This is a genomic window from Anoxybacillus sp. J5B_2022 (genome assembly GCF_026847645.1).
In the GTDB taxonomy this organism is placed as follows: domain Bacteria; phylum Bacillota; class Bacilli; order Bacillales; family Anoxybacillaceae; genus Anoxybacteroides.
In genome coordinates this window covers 1-16,462 of record NZ_JAPSMC010000021.1, presented here as the reverse complement: position 1 = coordinate 16,462, position 16,462 = coordinate 1, and the positions used below count along the sequence as shown (strand labels likewise).

Sequence of the window (16,462 nt, the reverse complement as noted above, 5' to 3'; positions counted from 1 at the left end):
TTTCATATGCTTATTATAGCGAGCTGGGGACGGTGGAAGCCTAGCATAAGCGAAGGAGTGAAGATCACCCCGGAGTTCCATGCTGAAATAAAAGTAGGCAATGGCGCGTCATTCCCGTTACGAATGCAGAGAGGACTATTTTGTATAGTCAATAAGGGTGGTACCGCGAGACCGTTCTCGTCCCTTTTTTTGGGAGAGAACGGTTTTTTATATTGATCAATAGTGGAGGAATGAAGAATGGATTACAAAGACACGTTATTAATGCCACAAACGGATTTCCCGATGCGCGGAAATCTGCCACAGCGCGAACCGCAAATTCAAGCGAAGTGGGAAGAGATGGACATTTATCGAAAAGTGCAGGAGCGCACGAAAGGCCGGCCTTTGTTTGTTCTGCACGATGGGCCGCCATATGCGAACGGTGACATTCATATGGGCCATGCGCTCAATAAAATTTTGAAAGACTTTATCGTTCGCTACAAATCGATGAGTGGCTACTGCGCACCGTATGTCCCTGGATGGGATACGCACGGGCTGCCAATCGAAACGGCGCTCACGAAAAATAAAGGCGTGAACCGGAAAGAAATGAGCGTGGCCGAATTCCGCAAACTTTGCGAAGAGTACGCGTATGAGCAAATTGACAATCAGCGCCAGCAGTTTAAGCGGCTTGGCGTGCGTGGGGATTGGAACAATCCATACATTACGTTAAAGCCGGAATATGAAGCGCAACAAATTAAAGTGTTTGGCGAAATGGCGAAAAAGGGCTTGATTTATAAAGGATTGAAGCCTGTCTACTGGTCTCCGTCAAGCGAATCAGCGTTGGCAGAAGCGGAGATTGAATATAAAGATAAACGTTCCCCGTCTATCTATGTAGCGTTTCCGGTGAAAGACGGAAAAGGTGTGCTTGACGGCGATGAAAAAATCGTCATTTGGACGACGACTCCTTGGACGATTCCAGCAAACTTAGGAATCGCGGTCCATCCTGACTTGGAATATAGCGTCGTTCAAGTGGACGAAGCAAAATATGTGGTGGCATCGGCGCTATTAGAGTCGGTGACAGAAGAGCTTGGTTGGGAAGGTGCTGTTGTCCGCAAAACGTTGAAAGGAAAAGAACTCGAGTATGTCGTGGCGAAACATCCGTTTTATGACCGCGATTCGCTCGTCGTTTGTGGGGAACATGTCACGACGGATGCTGGTACCGGCTGCGTTCATACGGCGCCAGGGCACGGGGAAGATGACTTCATCGTCGGACAAAAATACGGCTTAGGCGTGCTTTGTCCGGTCGATGAGCGCGGCTATATGACAGAAGAAGCGCCGGGCTTTGCCGGTCTCTTTTACGATGAGGCAAACAAGGCGATTACCGAAAAATTAAACGAAGTCGGTGCATTGTTAAAGCTAAGCTTTATTACGCACTCGTATCCGCACGATTGGCGCACGAAGCAACCGACGATTTTCCGAGCGACGTCACAGTGGTTTGCGTCGATTGATAAAATTCGTGACGAGTTATTGCAAGCAGTGCAAGAAACGAGCTGGGTACCAGCTTGGGGAGAAACTCGTTTATACAACATGGTTCGCGACCGTGGGGATTGGTGTATTTCGCGTCAACGCGCATGGGGTGTCCCGATTCCGGTCTTTTATGCGGAAAACGGCGAGCCGATTATTACGGACGAAACGATCGAACACGTATCGAACTTATTTAGACAATACGGTTCGAACGTCTGGTTTGAGCGGGAAGCGAAAGATTTATTGCCAGAAGGCTTTACGCATCCGGGCAGCCCGAACGGACGCTTTACGAAAGAAACCGATATTATGGACGTTTGGTTTGACTCCGGTTCTTCGCATCAAGCAGTGTTGGTAGAGCGCGACGATTTGCAGCGTCCAGCTGACCTTTATTTAGAAGGGTCCGATCAATATCGCGGCTGGTTTAACTCATCGCTTTCGACCGCTGTTGCCGTTACTGGAAAAGCACCGTATAAAGAAGTGTTAAGCCATGGCTTCGTTCTCGATGGCGAAGGACGGAAGATGAGCAAATCGCTCGGAAACGTCGTTGTGCCGGCAAAGGTGATGGAACAATTAGGAGCCGACATTTTGCGGCTTTGGGTTGCTTCCGTCGATTACCAAGCGGATGTGCGCATTTCTGATAGTATTTTAAAGCAAGTGGCAGAAGTATATCGGAAAATTCGCAATACGTTTCGCTTCTTGCTCGGCAACTTGTTTGATTTTAATCCGGAAACAAACGCGATTCCGTTAGCAGAGTTGCGCGAAGTCGACCGCTATATGCTCGTCAAATTAAACCGCTTGATTGACAAAGTGAAACGTTCATACGAAACGTACGATTTTGCAGCGATTTACCATGAGGTGAATAATTTCTGCACCGTTGATTTGAGCGCTTTTTATTTAGATTTTGCGAAAGACATTCTTTACATTGAAGCGCCAGACCATCACGATCGTCGCGCGATTCAGACAGTGTTGTACGAAACGCTTGTGGCGTTAACGAAGCTCGTTGCCCCAATTTTGCCGCATACAGCCGATGAAGTATGGGGACATATTCCGAATCGAAAAGAGAAAGAAGAAAGCGTTCAGCTTGTCGATATGCCGGAAGTGCTGGAAATTGAAGGAACGGATGAGTTGCTAGCAAAATGGGATGCGTTTATGAACGTGCGCGATGACGTATTAAAAGCGCTGGAAGTAGCGCGAAATGAAAAAGTGATCGGTAAATCGTTAACGGCGCATGTGACGGTATATCCGACGGCGGAAACGAAACAGCTTCTCGATTCGATCAACGAAAGCTTGAAACAGCTCTTTATCGTATCCGGTTTCGAAATCGCTGGAGCGTATGAAGCTGCACCGGAAACAGCGCAAAAATTTGCGAGCATGGCCATTGTCGTTCGTCAGGCAGATGGCGAAACGTGTGAGCGTTGCTGGGTGGTGACAACAGACGTTGGGCAAAACGAATCGTTCCCGACGTTATGCCCACGCTGCGCGCACATTGTAAAAGAGCATTATACCGCGTAAATACTAGAGCCCGCCTCGTGACAGGCGGGCTTATTTTTCCGTGGGAAACGGTCATCGTTGTCTACCCCTTTATCATTGTGTTACAATTCATAAGTACACACGTCGAGTTGGAGGGAGTCATGTGCTTTATTATTTCATTGCGCTTATTGTGATCGCGATTGATCAGTTGACAAAATGGCTAGTTGCAACAAACATGAAAATTGGTGAGAGTATCACAATTATTCCAAATATATTATATATTACATCCCATCGCAATCGTGGAGCGGCATGGGGTATTTTGCAAGGGCAGTTTTGGCTGTTTTATTTGATTACCGTTGTCGTTGTGATTGGTTTAGTCATTTATATTCAACGTTTGCCGCGCGAAGAACGGTTATTCGGTGTGGCGCTCGGCTTGATGCTTGGCGGAGCAATCGGGAATTTTATTGATCGGCTCGTTCGAAAAGAAGTCGTCGATTTTATTCATACGTATATTTTTACATACGATTTCCCGATTTTTAATATCGCTGATTCCGCCTTATCTATTGGTGTGGCGCTCGTATTTTTGCAAACGTTTGTGATGGGTGCGAAAGAAAAGGGGAATTCATAATATGGACGTAGTAACATTTCATATTGAGGAAGAGTATGATCGCGAACGAATTGACAAAGTGATCGCGACTTTAAATGAGGAATGGTCGCGTTCGCAAGTGCAACAATGGATGAAAGACGGCCTAGTCACGGTGAACGGCAAAGCAGTAAAAGCGAACTATAAATGTTCTGTCGGCGATGAGGTAACGATTGCTCTGCCAGAGCCGGAGCCGCTGGACGTCGAACCGGAAGAAATGGACCTCGACATTTATTACGAAGATGCGGACGTTCTTGTTGTGAACAAACCGCGCGGGATGGTCGTCCATCCTGCACCTGGGCATATGCGCGGGACGTTGGTGAATGGACTGCTTGCTCACTGCAAAGATTTATCGGGCATTAATGGCGTATTGCGGCCAGGGATTGTGCACCGGATTGATAAAGATACGTCCGGTTTATTAATGGTCGCGAAAAACGATATGGCGCACGAGTCGCTTGTCAATCAGCTCGTTCACAAAACGGTGACGCGCAAATATAAAGCGATTGTTCACGGTGTCATTCCGCACGATTACGGCACGATTGATGCGCCAATCGGCCGCGACAAACACGACCGCCAAAGCATGGCGGTCGTTGAAGACGGAAAGGAAGCGGTAACGCATTTTCGGGTGTTGGAGCGCTTTTCCGATTATACGTTTATTGAATGCCAATTGGAAACCGGACGGACGCATCAAATTCGCGTTCATATGAAATACATCGGCTATCCGCTTGCAGGTGACCCGAAATATGGTCCGAAAAAGACGTTGCCGATTGATGGACAAGCGTTGCATGCTGGCGTGCTAGGGTTTACTCATCCGCGCACAGGGGAATATTTGGAGTTTGAAGCGCCGTTGCCGCCAGAATTTGAACAATTGCTCGATCGATTACGAAATAATCGTTGACAAACGGTCGAATGAAACGTACAATGAATTCAAGTGAACAAGAACCTTTAAGTTCAGTCCCGTGAGGCTGAGAAGGTAGCGGATATAGGTGAAGTATGCCATTCTACCCTCTCGCCAATCGGTGGGAGGGTTTTTTGCATAGGGGTGAAAGAAGTGCAAAAAGCAGTCGTGATGGACGAACAGGCGATTCGCCGCGCCTTGACGCGCATCGCTCACGAAATTATCGAGCGAAATAAAGGAATTGACGGCTGTGTGCTTGTCGGCATTAAAACGCGCGGCATTTATTTAGCCAAACGGCTAGCGGAACGGATTGAACAAATTGAAGGTGCAGCGATTCCGGTCGGGGAACTTGATATTACGCTTTACCGCGATGATTTGACGACGAAAACGAGCGATAAAGAACCGCTTGTGAAAGGGTCGGCAATCCCGTTTGATGTAACAGAACAAAAAGTTGTATTAGTCGATGATGTTCTGTTTACGGGGCGCACGGTGCGCGCGGCGATGGATGCAATCATGGATTTCGGGCGTCCGGCGCAAATTCAGCTGGCCGTGTTAGTCGATCGTGGCCACCGCGAACTACCGATTCGCGCGGACTTTGTCGGCAAAAATATTCCGACGTCAAGCGCGGAAATGATCGTTGTCGAATTGCAAGAAGTAGACGGATTGGATCAAGTAAGCATTCATGAAAAATAAATAAACACCCTTTTTAAAGGCAGTCCTGCGAGGCTGACAAAGGGGGGCGATTTTGTCATACCCTCTTTGTGCCTTGCGCGAAGAGGGTTTTTATTATGGAAAAGGGGAGAAAGATGATGAATAAACCAGTATTAGATATTAAAGACGTACCTTCACCGTTGCAATGGCTAACATTAAGCTTACAACATTTATTTGCGATGTTCGGAGCGACGATTTTAGTGCCTTATCTTGTCGGGTTAAGTCCAGCGATGGCGCTCATTTCGAGCGGCCTTGGAACGCTTGCCTTTTTGATCATTACGAAATGGCAAGTGCCGGCCTATCTCGGCTCCTCGTTTGCGTTTATCTCGCCGATTATTGCCGCTAAAGCAGCCGGAGGACCTGGAGCAGCAATGATCGGCAGCTTCCTAGCAGGGCTTGTATACGGCGTAGTAGCGTTGATTATTAAAAAGGCAGGCTATCGCTGGATTATGAGCTTATTGCCGCCTGTTGTCGTCGGACCGGTCATTATCGTCATCGGTTTAGGGCTTGCGAATGTCGCTGTTGGCATGGCGATGAACGGACCAGATGGCAAGTATAACCTCACGTATTTTTCCGTAGCGCTTGTGACGCTTGCAGCGACGATTGTATGTTCCATTTTCTCGCGCGGCTTGTTCAGCTTAGTTCCTGTCTTAGCAGGAATTATCGTCGGGTATGTATATGCACTAATCATCGGCGTTGTCGATTTATCGAAAGTAGCGAAAGCAAAGCTGTTTGAAATGCCAGATTTCTTATTGCCAGGCATCGATTATCCAATTCATATTACCGGACAAATTGTCCTGCTTATGGTGCCAGTTGCGATTGTCACACTGTCGGAGCATATCGGCCACCAGCTTGTCTTAAGCAAAGTCGTCGGACGTGACTACATTAAAAATCCAGGCTTGCACCGCTCGATTTTAGGTGACGGTACGGCGACAATGATTTCCGCGTTGATTGGCGGACCACCGAAAACAACGTACGGAGAAAACATCGGAGTGCTTGCTATTACGCGCGTCTATAGCGTCTATGTGCTAGCGGGCGCAGCGGTATTAGCGATCGTGTTCGGCTTTGTCGGTAAAATTACTGCTTTAATCGGCACGATTCCGACGCCGGTGATGGGCGGTGTATCGATTCTTCTGTTCGGAATTATCGCTTCTTCAGGATTGCGGATGCTTGTCGACAGTAAAGTCGATTTCGGCGATAAACGCAACTTAGTGATCTCGTCCGTCATTCTCGTCATTGGCATTGGCGGTGCGATCTTAAAAGTGTCAGAAACGTTCCAAATCCAAGGAATGGCATTAGCTGCGATCGTCGGCGTCATTTTAAACTTGATTTTACCGGGACGTCCGGAAGTCAACGAAAATATGTTTGAACTCGAAGAAACAAATGATGACCATGTTGCGTAACATCACCTTTTAATTAAGTCCCGCGAGACTTAAAAGGGTGTTCCTGTTCGCGTAAAAAGAGAAAGGGCGAACGTCGAAAATTGTTCGTTTCTTTCCACACACCTTTTTACGCCCAAAAACGGTGTAGCACCCTGTCGGTTAGGCAGGGTGCTTTTTTTGCAAACTAACCATATGGAAAGTCGCTTTTGACTTCAATACAAGGGGGAACGAACGATGAACCATTTGTTAACGTTAACCGAGTTATCGTTGGAAGAAATTCTCGCACTGCTTGAGGAAGCGGAGCAGTTTTCGCGTGGGTCACATTGGCGGTTGTCTGAACCAGCGTTTGTCGCCAACTTATTTTTTGAACCGAGTACACGGACGAAATGTAGCTTTGAAGTGGCAGAAAGAAAATTAGGGCTTCATGTCATCCCGTTTGATGTCGAAACATCAAGCGTCCAAAAAGGGGAAACGTTATATGATACGATTCGGACGCTTGAGTCGATCGGGGTGCAGGCCGTCGTCATTCGCCACCCAGAAGACCGTTATTTTGAAGCGCTGCGCCATTCCGTCGGCATCCCAATCATTAACGCCGGGGACGGATGCGGCCACCATCCAACGCAATCGCTATTAGATTTAATGACGATCCGGCAGGAGTTTGGCACGTTTCGTGGCTTGACTGTTGCGATTGTCGGCGATATTCGCCATAGCCGGGTGGCTCGTTCGAATGCGGAAGTATTGACAAGGCTTGGGGCAACGGTGCTGTTTTCTAGCCCAGAACAATGGAAAGACGACACAAATTCGTATGGAACATACGTTGATTTGGATACGGCTGTTCAAGAAGCAGATGTCGTAATGCTTCTTCGCATTCAGCATGAGCGGCACGGTGAAAAAATGGGGCTGACGAAAGAGCAATATCACGAGCAATACGGGTTAACAATCGAGCGAGAACGAAAAATGAAGCCAAAAAGCATTATTTTGCACCCAGCTCCTGTCAACCGCGATGTCGAAATTGCCAGCAGTCTTGTCGAATGCGAACGATCCCGCATTTTTAAACAAATGGAAAACGGAGTGTACGTGCGCATGGCTGTTTTAAAACGGGCACTTCAAACAGAGGAAAGGGGAATGCACAATGGCTATTATTTTAAAAAATGGTCGCTCGCTTAATGAAGCAGGGGTGCTTGTGCCAACAGAAGTTAAAATCACTGGAGACGTGATCGCTGAAATTGCCTCAACGGTCGCAGCGGGCGATGAAGATGAAGTAATCGATGTCGCCGGTCAACTACTTGCACCAGGGTTTATCGATTTGCACGTCCATTTGCGCGAGCCTGGTGGAGAGCATAAAGAAACGATTGCAACGGGGACGCTTGCGGCGGCCAAAGGAGGTTTTACAACGGTTGCGGCGATGCCGAATACCCGTCCTGTTCCTGATACGAAAGAGCAAATGGATTGGCTCGTTGAACGCATCCGCCAAACCGCCCATGTAAATGTTCTTCCGTACGCGGCGATTACGATTCGCCAGCTCGGAAAAGAGCGGACGGATTTTGCTGCATTAAAAGAAGCGGGCGCGTTTGCGTTTACGGATGACGGTGTGGGGGTGCAAAGCGCGCAAATGATGTATGAGGCGATGAAACAAGCGGCCGCTCTCGGCATGGCGATTGTCGCCCATTGCGAAGATGAGACGCTTACATATAAAGGGTGCGTCCACGACGGCACGTTTGCCAAAAAGCATGGACTTTCCGGTATTCCATCCGTAGCGGAATCCGTTCATATTGCCCGCGATGTATTGCTAGCGGAAGCGACGGGATGTCATTATCACGTCTGTCATATCAGCACGAAACAATCGGTCCGCATCGTGCGCGAGGCGAAGCGGGCTGGTATTCGTGTCACCGCCGAAGTGACGCCGCACCATCTTCTTCTTTGCGATGAAGACATCCCAGGGCTTGATGCAAATTTTAAAATGAATCCGCCGCTAAGAAGCAAAGAAGATCGGGAAGCGTTGATTGAAGGATTGCTTGATGGGACGATCGATTTTATCGCGACCGACCATGCGCCGCATACAGAAGCGGAAAAACAGGAAGGAATGGAACTAGCACCGTTTGGCATCGTCGGGTTGGAAACGGCGTTCCCGCTCCTTTACACGCATTTCGTTGAAACGAACATTTGCACATTAAAGCAGCTCATTGATTGGTTGACGAAAAAACCGGCAGAAGCGTTTCAACTGAACCGAGGGACATTGGCTGTCGGCGCCAAAGCGGATATCACGATTATCGATTTGCAGGCAGAACAAATGATTGATCCGGCTACGTTCGTATCGAAAGGAAAAAATACGCCGTTTGCCGGCTGGACGTGCAAAGGGTGGCCGACGATGACGTTTGTGAACGGAAAACTTGTATGGAAGAAAGGAAGAGAGCAATGAAGCGACAACTCATTTTAGAAGACGGGACATTTTTCATCGGGGAAGCGTTCGGCAGTACGGAACAAAAGATCGGGGAAGTCGTGTTTAATACGGGAATGACCGGCTATCAGGAAATTTTGTCCGATCCGTCTTATTGCGGGCAAATTGTCACGATGACGTATCCGTTAATTGGCAACTACGGCATTAACCGTGACGATTTTGAATCAATTGAGCCGCACATTCACGGATTTGTCGTAAAAGAAATGTGCGATGCGCCTTCCAACTGGCGAAATGAGATGACGCTTGATGAATATTTCAAAGAAAAAAACATTCCAGGCTTAGCAGGCGTCGATACGCGTAAATTGACGCGCATCATTCGCCAATATGGAACGTTAAAAGGGATGATTTGCGATGCGGATGTAAGCGTGGAAGAGGCCATTACTTATTTAAAAGAAACGAAGCTGCCGCGTGATCAAGTAAAGCGCGTTTCGACAAAAAGCGCCTATCCAAGCCCGGGCCGCGGTCATCGCGTCGTATTGGTTGACTTTGGAATGAAGCACGGCATTTTGCGCGAATTAAATAAACGAAACTGTGATGTCATCGTTCTTCCGTATAATGCGACAGCACAAGATGTGCTACGTTTGCATCCGGACGGCGTCATGTTATCCAACGGACCTGGCGACCCGAAAGATGTGCCGGAAGCAATTGATATGATTCAAGGGATACTCGGGCGCGTTCCGCTCTTTGGCATTTGCCTCGGTCACCAGCTGTTTGCGCTCGCTTGCGGTGCGGATACGGAGAAAATGAAATTTGGCCATCGCGGTTCGAACCACCCGGTCAAACATTTGGCGACCGGAAAAGTGGCGATTACGTCGCAAAACCACGGCTATACGGTCACCGCGGAGTCATTGCGGCATACCCGTCTGGAAGTGACGCATGTTGCATTAAACGACGGAACGGTTGAAGGGCTTCGCCATCTCGATTATCCGGCTTTCACGGTGCAATATCATCCGGAAGCTTCTCCGGGTCCGGAAGATGCGAACGGCTTGTTTGATGAATTTATGGCGATGATTGAACAGTTCAAAAAAGAAGGGGAGATCGTCCATGCCTAAACGTCAAGATATCGAAACGATTCTCGTCATCGGTTCTGGTCCGATTGTGATCGGGCAAGCAGCCGAGTTTGATTACGCCGGAACGCAAGCGTGTCTGGCGCTGAAAGAAGAAGGATATAAAGTCATTCTCGTGAACTCGAACCCAGCGACAATTATGACCGATACAGAAATTGCCGACAAAGTCTATATGGAGCCGCTGACGTTAGAGTTTGTTTCCCGCATTATCCGCAAGGAGCGCCCGGATGCGATTTTGCCGACGCTTGGTGGCCAGACGGGGCTGAATTTAGCCGTTGAGTTGGCGAAAGCGGGCATACTTGAAGAATGCGGAGTAGAAATTCTCGGAACGAAATTAGAAGCGATTGAAAAAGCGGAAGACCGCGAATTGTTCCGCGCCTTGATGAATGAATTAGGCGAGCCAGTACCGGAAAGTGAAATTATTCATAGCTTAGAAGAAGCGTTCGCATTTGTTAAAAAAATTGGCTACCCCGTTATTGTCCGTCCAGCGTTTACGCTCGGTGGAACAGGCGGCGGCATTTGTACGAACGAAGAAGAGTTGATCGAGATTGTTTCGAGCGGGTTAAAATTAAGCCCTGTTCACCAATGTTTGCTAGAAAAAAGCATTGCCGGCTATAAAGAAATTGAGTATGAAGTGATGCGCGACTCACACGATAATGCGATCGTCGTATGTAATATGGAAAATATCGATCCGGTCGGCATTCATACAGGCGATTCGATCGTCGTTGCGCCAAGCCAAACGTTAAGCGACCGCGAATATCAACTGTTGCGTAACGCTTCTTTGCGCATTATTCGCGCGCTTGGTATTGAGGGCGGCTGCAACGTGCAGCTAGCGCTTGACCCGCATAGTTTTCATTATTACGTCATTGAGGTGAATCCGCGCGTCAGCCGCTCATCGGCGCTAGCGTCGAAGGCGACCGGCTACCCGATTGCCAAGCTTGCGGCAAAAATAGCGGTCGGACTTACGTTAGATGAAATGATTAATCCGGTAACAGGAAAAACGTATGCTTGCTTTGAACCGGCGCTTGACTATGTCGTGACAAAAATTCCGCGCTTTCCGTTTGATAAATTTGAATCGGCGAACCGTCATCTCGGTACGCAAATGAAAGCGACCGGCGAGGTAATGGCGATCGGCCGGACGTTTGAAGAGTCGTTGCTGAAAGCGGTGCGTTCGTTGGAAACGAATGTGTACCATCTTGACATAAAAGGAGATGTGAGCGCCGAGTTGCTCGAAAAACGCATTCGCAAAGCAGGCGATGAGCGGTTGTTTTACATTGCGGAAGCATTGCGCCGCGGCATTTCTATCGAACAAATTCACGAATGGAGCCAAATCGACCGCTTCTTTTTAACAAAAATCGACCGCATCGTCCGCTATGAAACGGTCGTGCGCGATCGCGTCGGCAATCTCGACGTATTGCGAAAAGCAAAACAAATGGGCTTTTCCGATGTGGCGATTGCGAAACTTTGGAACATGAATGAACGCGATGTGTATCATATGCGCAAACAAGCCGGCATCGTCCCTGTTTACAAGATGGTTGATACGTGCGCGGCTGAGTTTGAGTCAGAAACGCCATATTACTATAGCACGTATGAAGACGAAAATGAATCAATCGTCACGCCCCGCGAAAGCGTCGTCGTTCTTGGGTCCGGTCCGATTCGCATCGGGCAAGGCATCGAATTTGACTACGCGACCGTTCACTCGGTTTGGGCGATTAAAGAAGCGGGATATGAAGCGATTATTATTAACAACAATCCGGAAACGGTATCGACCGACTTTAGCATTTCCGACAAGCTGTATTTTGAACCGTTAACGATCGAAGACGTGATGCACGTCATTGATTTAGAACAGCCGGTTGGTGTCATCGTGCAATTTGGCGGCCAGACGGCGATTAACTTAGCGGCTGAACTGGCTGCGCGCGGTGTACGCATTCTCGGCACATCGCTCGAAGATTTAGACCGTGCGGAAAACCGCGATAAGTTTGAACAAACGTTGTCGCAATTAGGCATCCCGCAACCGAAAGGAAAAACGGCGTTTTCGGTTCGTGAGGCGGTGCGCATCGCTGAAGAAATCGGCTATCCGGTGCTCGTTCGCCCATCGTATGTGCTCGGCGGCCGCGCGATGGAAATTGTCTACAAAGAAGAAGAGCTATTGCATTACATGGAACATGCGGTAAAAGTGAACCCGCAACATCCGGTGCTGATTGACCGTTATTTGATTGGAAAAGAAATTGAAGTGGATGCAATTTCTGATGGAGAAGATGTATTCATTCCAGGCATTATGGAGCACATTGAGCGGGCTGGCGTTCACTCAGGGGACTCGATCGCTGTCTATCCGCCGCAAACATTAACGAGCGATATACAACAAAAAATTGTCGACTATACGGTGAAATTGGCGCGTGGTCTACGAATTGTCGGGTTGTTAAACATTCAGTTTGTCATGTACAAAAACGAAGTATACGTGCTAGAAGTCAATCCGCGCTCAAGCCGCACCGTTCCGTTTTTAAGCAAAATTACGGACGTGCCGATGGCGAATATTGCGACGAAAGTCATTTTAGGAGCAAAGTTAAACGATCTCGGGTATTCAACGGGATTAAAGCCAGCAAGCGAAGGGGTATATGTAAAAGCGCCGGTTTTCTCATTTGCCAAATTGCGCAACGTCGATATTTCGCTCGGGCCGGAAATGAAATCGACAGGCGAAGTCATCGGGAAAGATCAAACGTTTGAAAAGGCGTTATATAAAGGGCTCGTGGCGTCAGGCATTCATATTCGCCCACACGGTGCGGTGTTGTTGACGATTGCGGATAAAGATAAAGAAGAGGCGATTGAATTGGCTCGCCGTTTTTACGAGATCGGCTATCAACTATTGGCAACGAACGGAACGGCGGAAACGTTACGAGCCGCAAACATTCCAGTGACGGTTGTCAATAAAATTCATTCCGAATCGCCAAATATTTTAGATGTGATTCGGCAAGGAAAAGCGCAAGTCGTCATCAATACGTTAACGAAAGGCAAGCAGCCGGAAAGCGACGGTTTCCGCATTCGCCGCGAAGCAGTCGAAAACGGTATTCCATGCTTAACGTCGCTTGATACGGCGAAAGCGATGCTGCAGGTGATCGAATCGATGACGTTTTCAACGACAGCGATGTCGGAAAAGAAGGTGTACGCATGAAAACAGAAAAAATGACGATCGTTCATCACGAACGAATTGCGAAAAACATTTATCAAATAAGGCTAGCCGGTGCGCTTGTTGCTGAAATGAACGAGCCGGGACAATTTGTTCATATAAAAGTGACGGAGCAAGCCAATCCGTTGTTGCGCCGGCCGCTCAGCCTTTGTGACATCAACAAAGAAGCGGATGAATGTACGATTATTTATCGGGCGGAAGGAGCGGGGACAACGCTCCTTTCGCAAAAACGGCCGGGGGAAATGGTCGATGTGCTCGGCCCGCTTGGGAATGGGTTTCCAATTGAAGCGGCGAAAACAGGGCAGCGTGCCCTCCTTGTCGGCGGCGGCATCGGTGTTCCGCCGCTCTATGAACTCGCTAAGCAGCTAGTAAAAAAAGGTGTTTCAGTAACAATTGTGCTTGGGTTTCAAACGAAAGAAGTTGCTTTTTATGAACGAAAATTTGCTTCGTTTGGCGAAACGTATGTCGCCACCGTTGACGGCTCTTACGGAACGAAAGGATTTGTCACCGATGTGATCGATACGCGAATCACTTCATTTGATGTGCTGTATGCGTGTGGACCGAAGCCAATGTTAAAGGCGTTGGAACAAAAGTTTCCGAACAAAGAGGTGTATTTGTCACTCGAAGAACGGATGGGCTGCGGGATTGGCGCTTGCTTTGCTTGTGTATGCCGCGTGCCGGACAGCGAAACGGCGTATAAAAAAGTGTGCAGCGATGGGCCGGTATTTAAAGCAGGGGAGGTCGTCTTATGAACAGATTAGCGGTGGAACTGCCAGGTCTTTCGTTAAAAAATCCGGTCATGCCGGCGTCGGGCTGTTTCGGATTTGGTCGGGAATATGCGAAACTATATGATTTAAACGTGCTTGGGGCCATTATGATTAAAGCGACAACGCTTGAGCCGCGTTTCGGCAATCCGACACCGCGCGTAGCGGAAACGCCGAGCGGCATGTTAAACGCGATCGGCCTGCAAAATCCCGGCTTGGAAAAAGTGATGGAGGAAGAACTTCCGTGGCTAGCCCAATATGACGTGCCGATTATCGCCAATGTCGCTGGTTCGACGATGGAAGATTATGTAGAAGTCGCCAAACATATTTCAAAAGCGCCGAACGTTCATGCGCTTGAGTTAAATATTTCATGCCCGAACGTGAAAAAGGGCGGCATCGCATTCGGAACTGTTCCGGAAGTGGCGGCCGAATTGACGAAGTTAGTGAAAGAAGTGTCAGAAGTGCCGGTATATGTGAAACTGTCGCCGAATGTGACCAACATTGTCGAGATGGCGAAGGCGATTGAAGCGGCGGGAGCAGACGGGCTGACGATGATTAATACGTTGCTTGGTATGCGCATTGATGTGAAAACGGCCGAGCCGATTTTAGCCAATCGTACGGGAGGGCTATCTGGGCCAGCGATTAAACCGATTGCGATTCGCATGATTTATGAAGTGAGTCAGGCGGTATCGATTCCGATCATCGGCATGGGCGGCATTCAATCAGCGGAAGATGTGATTGAATTTTTCTATGCTGGCGCAAGCGCTGTTGCGGTCGGAACGGCCAATTTTATCGATCCGTTCGTTTGCCCGAACATTATTGCCGAGCTGCCGGCATTGCTTGATGAGCTTGGCTTTGACCATATTTCGGAGTGTACGGGAAGGAGCTGGAAAAAAGGTGGACCAACCGTTTATTGTGGCGCTTGATTTTTCATCGAAACAAGACGTTAAAGATTTTTTGCGGCCGTTTTCCGGTACGCCGTTGTTTGTCAAAGTTGGCATGGAACTGTATTACCAAGAAGGACCGGCGATGATTGCGGAATTGAAAGAGCAAGGGCATCGCATTTTTTTAGATTTAAAGCTTCACGATATTCCGAATACGGTGAAGCAGGCGATGAAAGGGCTCGCTCGTCTAGGAGTTGATTTAGTGAACGTGCATGCGGCTGGTGGAACGCAAATGATGAAAGCAGCGCTGGAAGGATTAGAAGCAGGGACACCAAGCGGAACGCGCCGCCCGCATTGTATTGCGGTGACACAATTGACAAGTACAAGTGAACAAATGTTGCGCGACGAGCTTTGGATTGCGCACTCGATGGAAGAAACGGTGGTGCATTATGCGTCGCTTGCAAAAGAGAGTGGGCTTGATGGCGTCGTTTGTTCGGCGAAAGAAGTGCCGCTCATTCGCGAACATCTAGGAGAAGCGTTTGTGACGGTGACACCAGGCATTCGTTTTGCCGACGAGGCAAAAGGGGATCAAGTGCGCGTTGTGACCCCAGCAGAAGCAAGAAAGCTTGGAGCGAATTTTATCGTCGTTGGCAGAACCATTACGCGTGCGTTTGATCCGTATGCGGCGTATGAGCGGCTACAACGGGAATGGAATGGAGGAGAGGGAAGATGAAAAAGGAAGTGGCGACACAATTGTTACAAATCGGGGCGGTATCTTTGAATCCTAGCGCGCCATTTACATGGTCATCAGGGATGAAATCGCCGATTTATTGCGATAATCGGTTGACGTTAGCGTATCCGGCGGTTAGAAGTGCGATTGTCGAGAGACTCACTGCGCTTATTCGGGCGCACTTTCCAGATGTAGAAGTGATCGCTGGCACCGCAACTGCCGGCATTCCGCATGCGGCATGGACGAGCGATCGTCTCAACTTGCCGATGTGTTACGTGCGCAGCCAAGCGAAAGGGCACGGAAAAGGGAAACAGATTGAAGGAAAAGTCGAAGCAGGGCAAAAAGTGGTTGTCGTCGAAGATTTAATTTCGACTGGAGGAAGTTCGTTAAATGCTGTGCGGGCGTTGCGCGAAGCAGGCTGTGACGTGCTTGGTGTCGTTGCGATTTTTACATACGGGCTAGAAAAAGGGAAACAAGCATTTCAAGAAGAAAAGATTCCTGTCTACACGATTACCGACTATGATACGCTAATTGAAACTGCTGTGGAACTCGGGGTCGTCACCGAACAAGAGCTTGCGACATTGCGCGCTTGGCGGGAACATCCAGAAATGTGGGGGCAATGACTTATATTCGTCTCATGTTGTATAATGGAAGAAAAGAAAAGAGGGATGAACGTGTCGTTGCCTCGCTTTTCGAACGTTTCGTATGAACAATACGTTGCTTTGCGGTAAAGCAGCGATGAGCGATTAGAGTACATTGACGGCACTGTTT

13 protein-coding genes and 1 other annotated feature (1 of these 14 cut by a window edge) are annotated in these 16,462 nt (G+C 48.6%); all 13 genes read left to right on the top strand.

What is annotated here, in order from left to right; translation table 11 throughout:
- Positions 1-188 (top strand) — a binding site (T-box leader) (it extends 28 nt beyond the left edge of the window).
- A 49-nt stretch (positions 189-237) separates the two neighbouring features.
- The 13 genes from ileS (at position 238) to pyrE (ending at position 16,314) form a co-directional block, all read left to right on the top strand.
- Positions 238-3,012 carry an isoleucine--tRNA ligase gene (gene ileS / locus M4I42_RS07915; RefSeq protein ID WP_268851665.1) on the top strand — a complete coding sequence of 925 codons (2,775 nt, stop codon included), beginning with the start codon at positions 238-240 and terminating at the stop codon, positions 3,010-3,012.
- A gap of 121 nt (positions 3,013-3,133) precedes the next feature.
- Positions 3,134-3,598: a signal peptidase II gene (gene lspA / locus M4I42_RS07910; RefSeq protein ID WP_268851664.1), complete on the top strand. Its 465-nt coding sequence runs from the start codon at positions 3,134-3,136 to the stop codon at positions 3,596-3,598.
- A 1-nt stretch (position 3,599) separates the two neighbouring features.
- Positions 3,600-4,511 carry an RluA family pseudouridine synthase gene (locus M4I42_RS07905; RefSeq protein WP_268851663.1) on the top strand — a complete coding sequence of 304 codons (912 nt, stop codon included), beginning with the start codon at positions 3,600-3,602 and terminating at the stop codon, positions 4,509-4,511.
- Between the two features lie 153 nt (positions 4,512-4,664).
- The gene (gene pyrR / locus M4I42_RS07900) at positions 4,665-5,204 is read left to right on the top strand and encodes a bifunctional pyr operon transcriptional regulator/uracil phosphoribosyltransferase PyrR (protein WP_268851662.1); all 540 of its coding nucleotides are present in this window, start codon (positions 4,665-4,667) and stop codon (positions 5,202-5,204) included.
- 116 nt (positions 5,205-5,320) lie between these two features.
- Entirely contained in the window at positions 5,321-6,625 is a 1,305-nt protein-coding gene (locus M4I42_RS07895; protein WP_328284598.1) for a solute carrier family 23 protein, read from the top strand.
- Positions 6,626-6,838: 213 nt separating this feature from the next.
- The gene (locus M4I42_RS07890) at positions 6,839-7,771 is read left to right on the top strand and encodes an aspartate carbamoyltransferase catalytic subunit (RefSeq protein ID WP_268851660.1); all 933 of its coding nucleotides are present in this window, start codon (positions 6,839-6,841) and stop codon (positions 7,769-7,771) included.
- A complete protein-coding gene (locus M4I42_RS07885; RefSeq protein ID WP_268851659.1) occupies positions 7,737-9,023 on the top strand; it encodes a dihydroorotase in 1,287 nt (428 codons plus the stop codon). The genes M4I42_RS07890 and M4I42_RS07885 overlap by 35 nt, the downstream gene beginning before the upstream one ends.
- Complete coding sequence (locus M4I42_RS07880) at positions 9,020-10,114, top strand: carbamoyl phosphate synthase small subunit (protein ID WP_268851658.1); 1,095 nt, start codon at positions 9,020-9,022, stop codon at positions 10,112-10,114. Before M4I42_RS07885 ends, M4I42_RS07880 begins: the two co-directional genes overlap by 4 nt.
- Positions 10,107-13,298 (top strand): carbamoyl-phosphate synthase large subunit, encoded by a 3,192-nt coding sequence (carB, locus tag M4I42_RS07875; protein ID WP_268851657.1) that lies wholly within the window; start codon positions 10,107-10,109, stop codon positions 13,296-13,298. Before M4I42_RS07880 ends, carB begins: the two co-directional genes overlap by 8 nt.
- 11 nt (positions 13,299-13,309) lie before the next feature.
- Positions 13,310-14,065 (top strand): dihydroorotate dehydrogenase electron transfer subunit, encoded by a 756-nt coding sequence (locus M4I42_RS07870; protein ID WP_442864089.1) that lies wholly within the window; start codon positions 13,310-13,312, stop codon positions 14,063-14,065.
- Positions 14,062-15,003 carry a dihydroorotate dehydrogenase gene (locus M4I42_RS07865; protein ID WP_268851655.1) on the top strand — a complete coding sequence of 314 codons (942 nt, stop codon included), beginning with the start codon at positions 14,062-14,064 and terminating at the stop codon, positions 15,001-15,003. Before M4I42_RS07870 ends, M4I42_RS07865 begins: the two co-directional genes overlap by 4 nt.
- On the top strand, positions 14,975-15,694 hold the full coding sequence (gene pyrF, locus M4I42_RS07860; protein ID WP_268851654.1) for an orotidine-5'-phosphate decarboxylase: 720 nt from the start codon (positions 14,975-14,977) through the stop codon (positions 15,692-15,694). Before M4I42_RS07865 ends, pyrF begins: the two co-directional genes overlap by 29 nt.
- Positions 15,691-16,314 carry an orotate phosphoribosyltransferase gene (gene pyrE, locus M4I42_RS07855; RefSeq protein WP_268851653.1) on the top strand — a complete coding sequence of 208 codons (624 nt, stop codon included), beginning with the start codon at positions 15,691-15,693 and terminating at the stop codon, positions 16,312-16,314. Before pyrF ends, pyrE begins: the two co-directional genes overlap by 4 nt.
- The last annotated feature ends 148 nt before the right edge of the window (positions 16,315-16,462 follow it).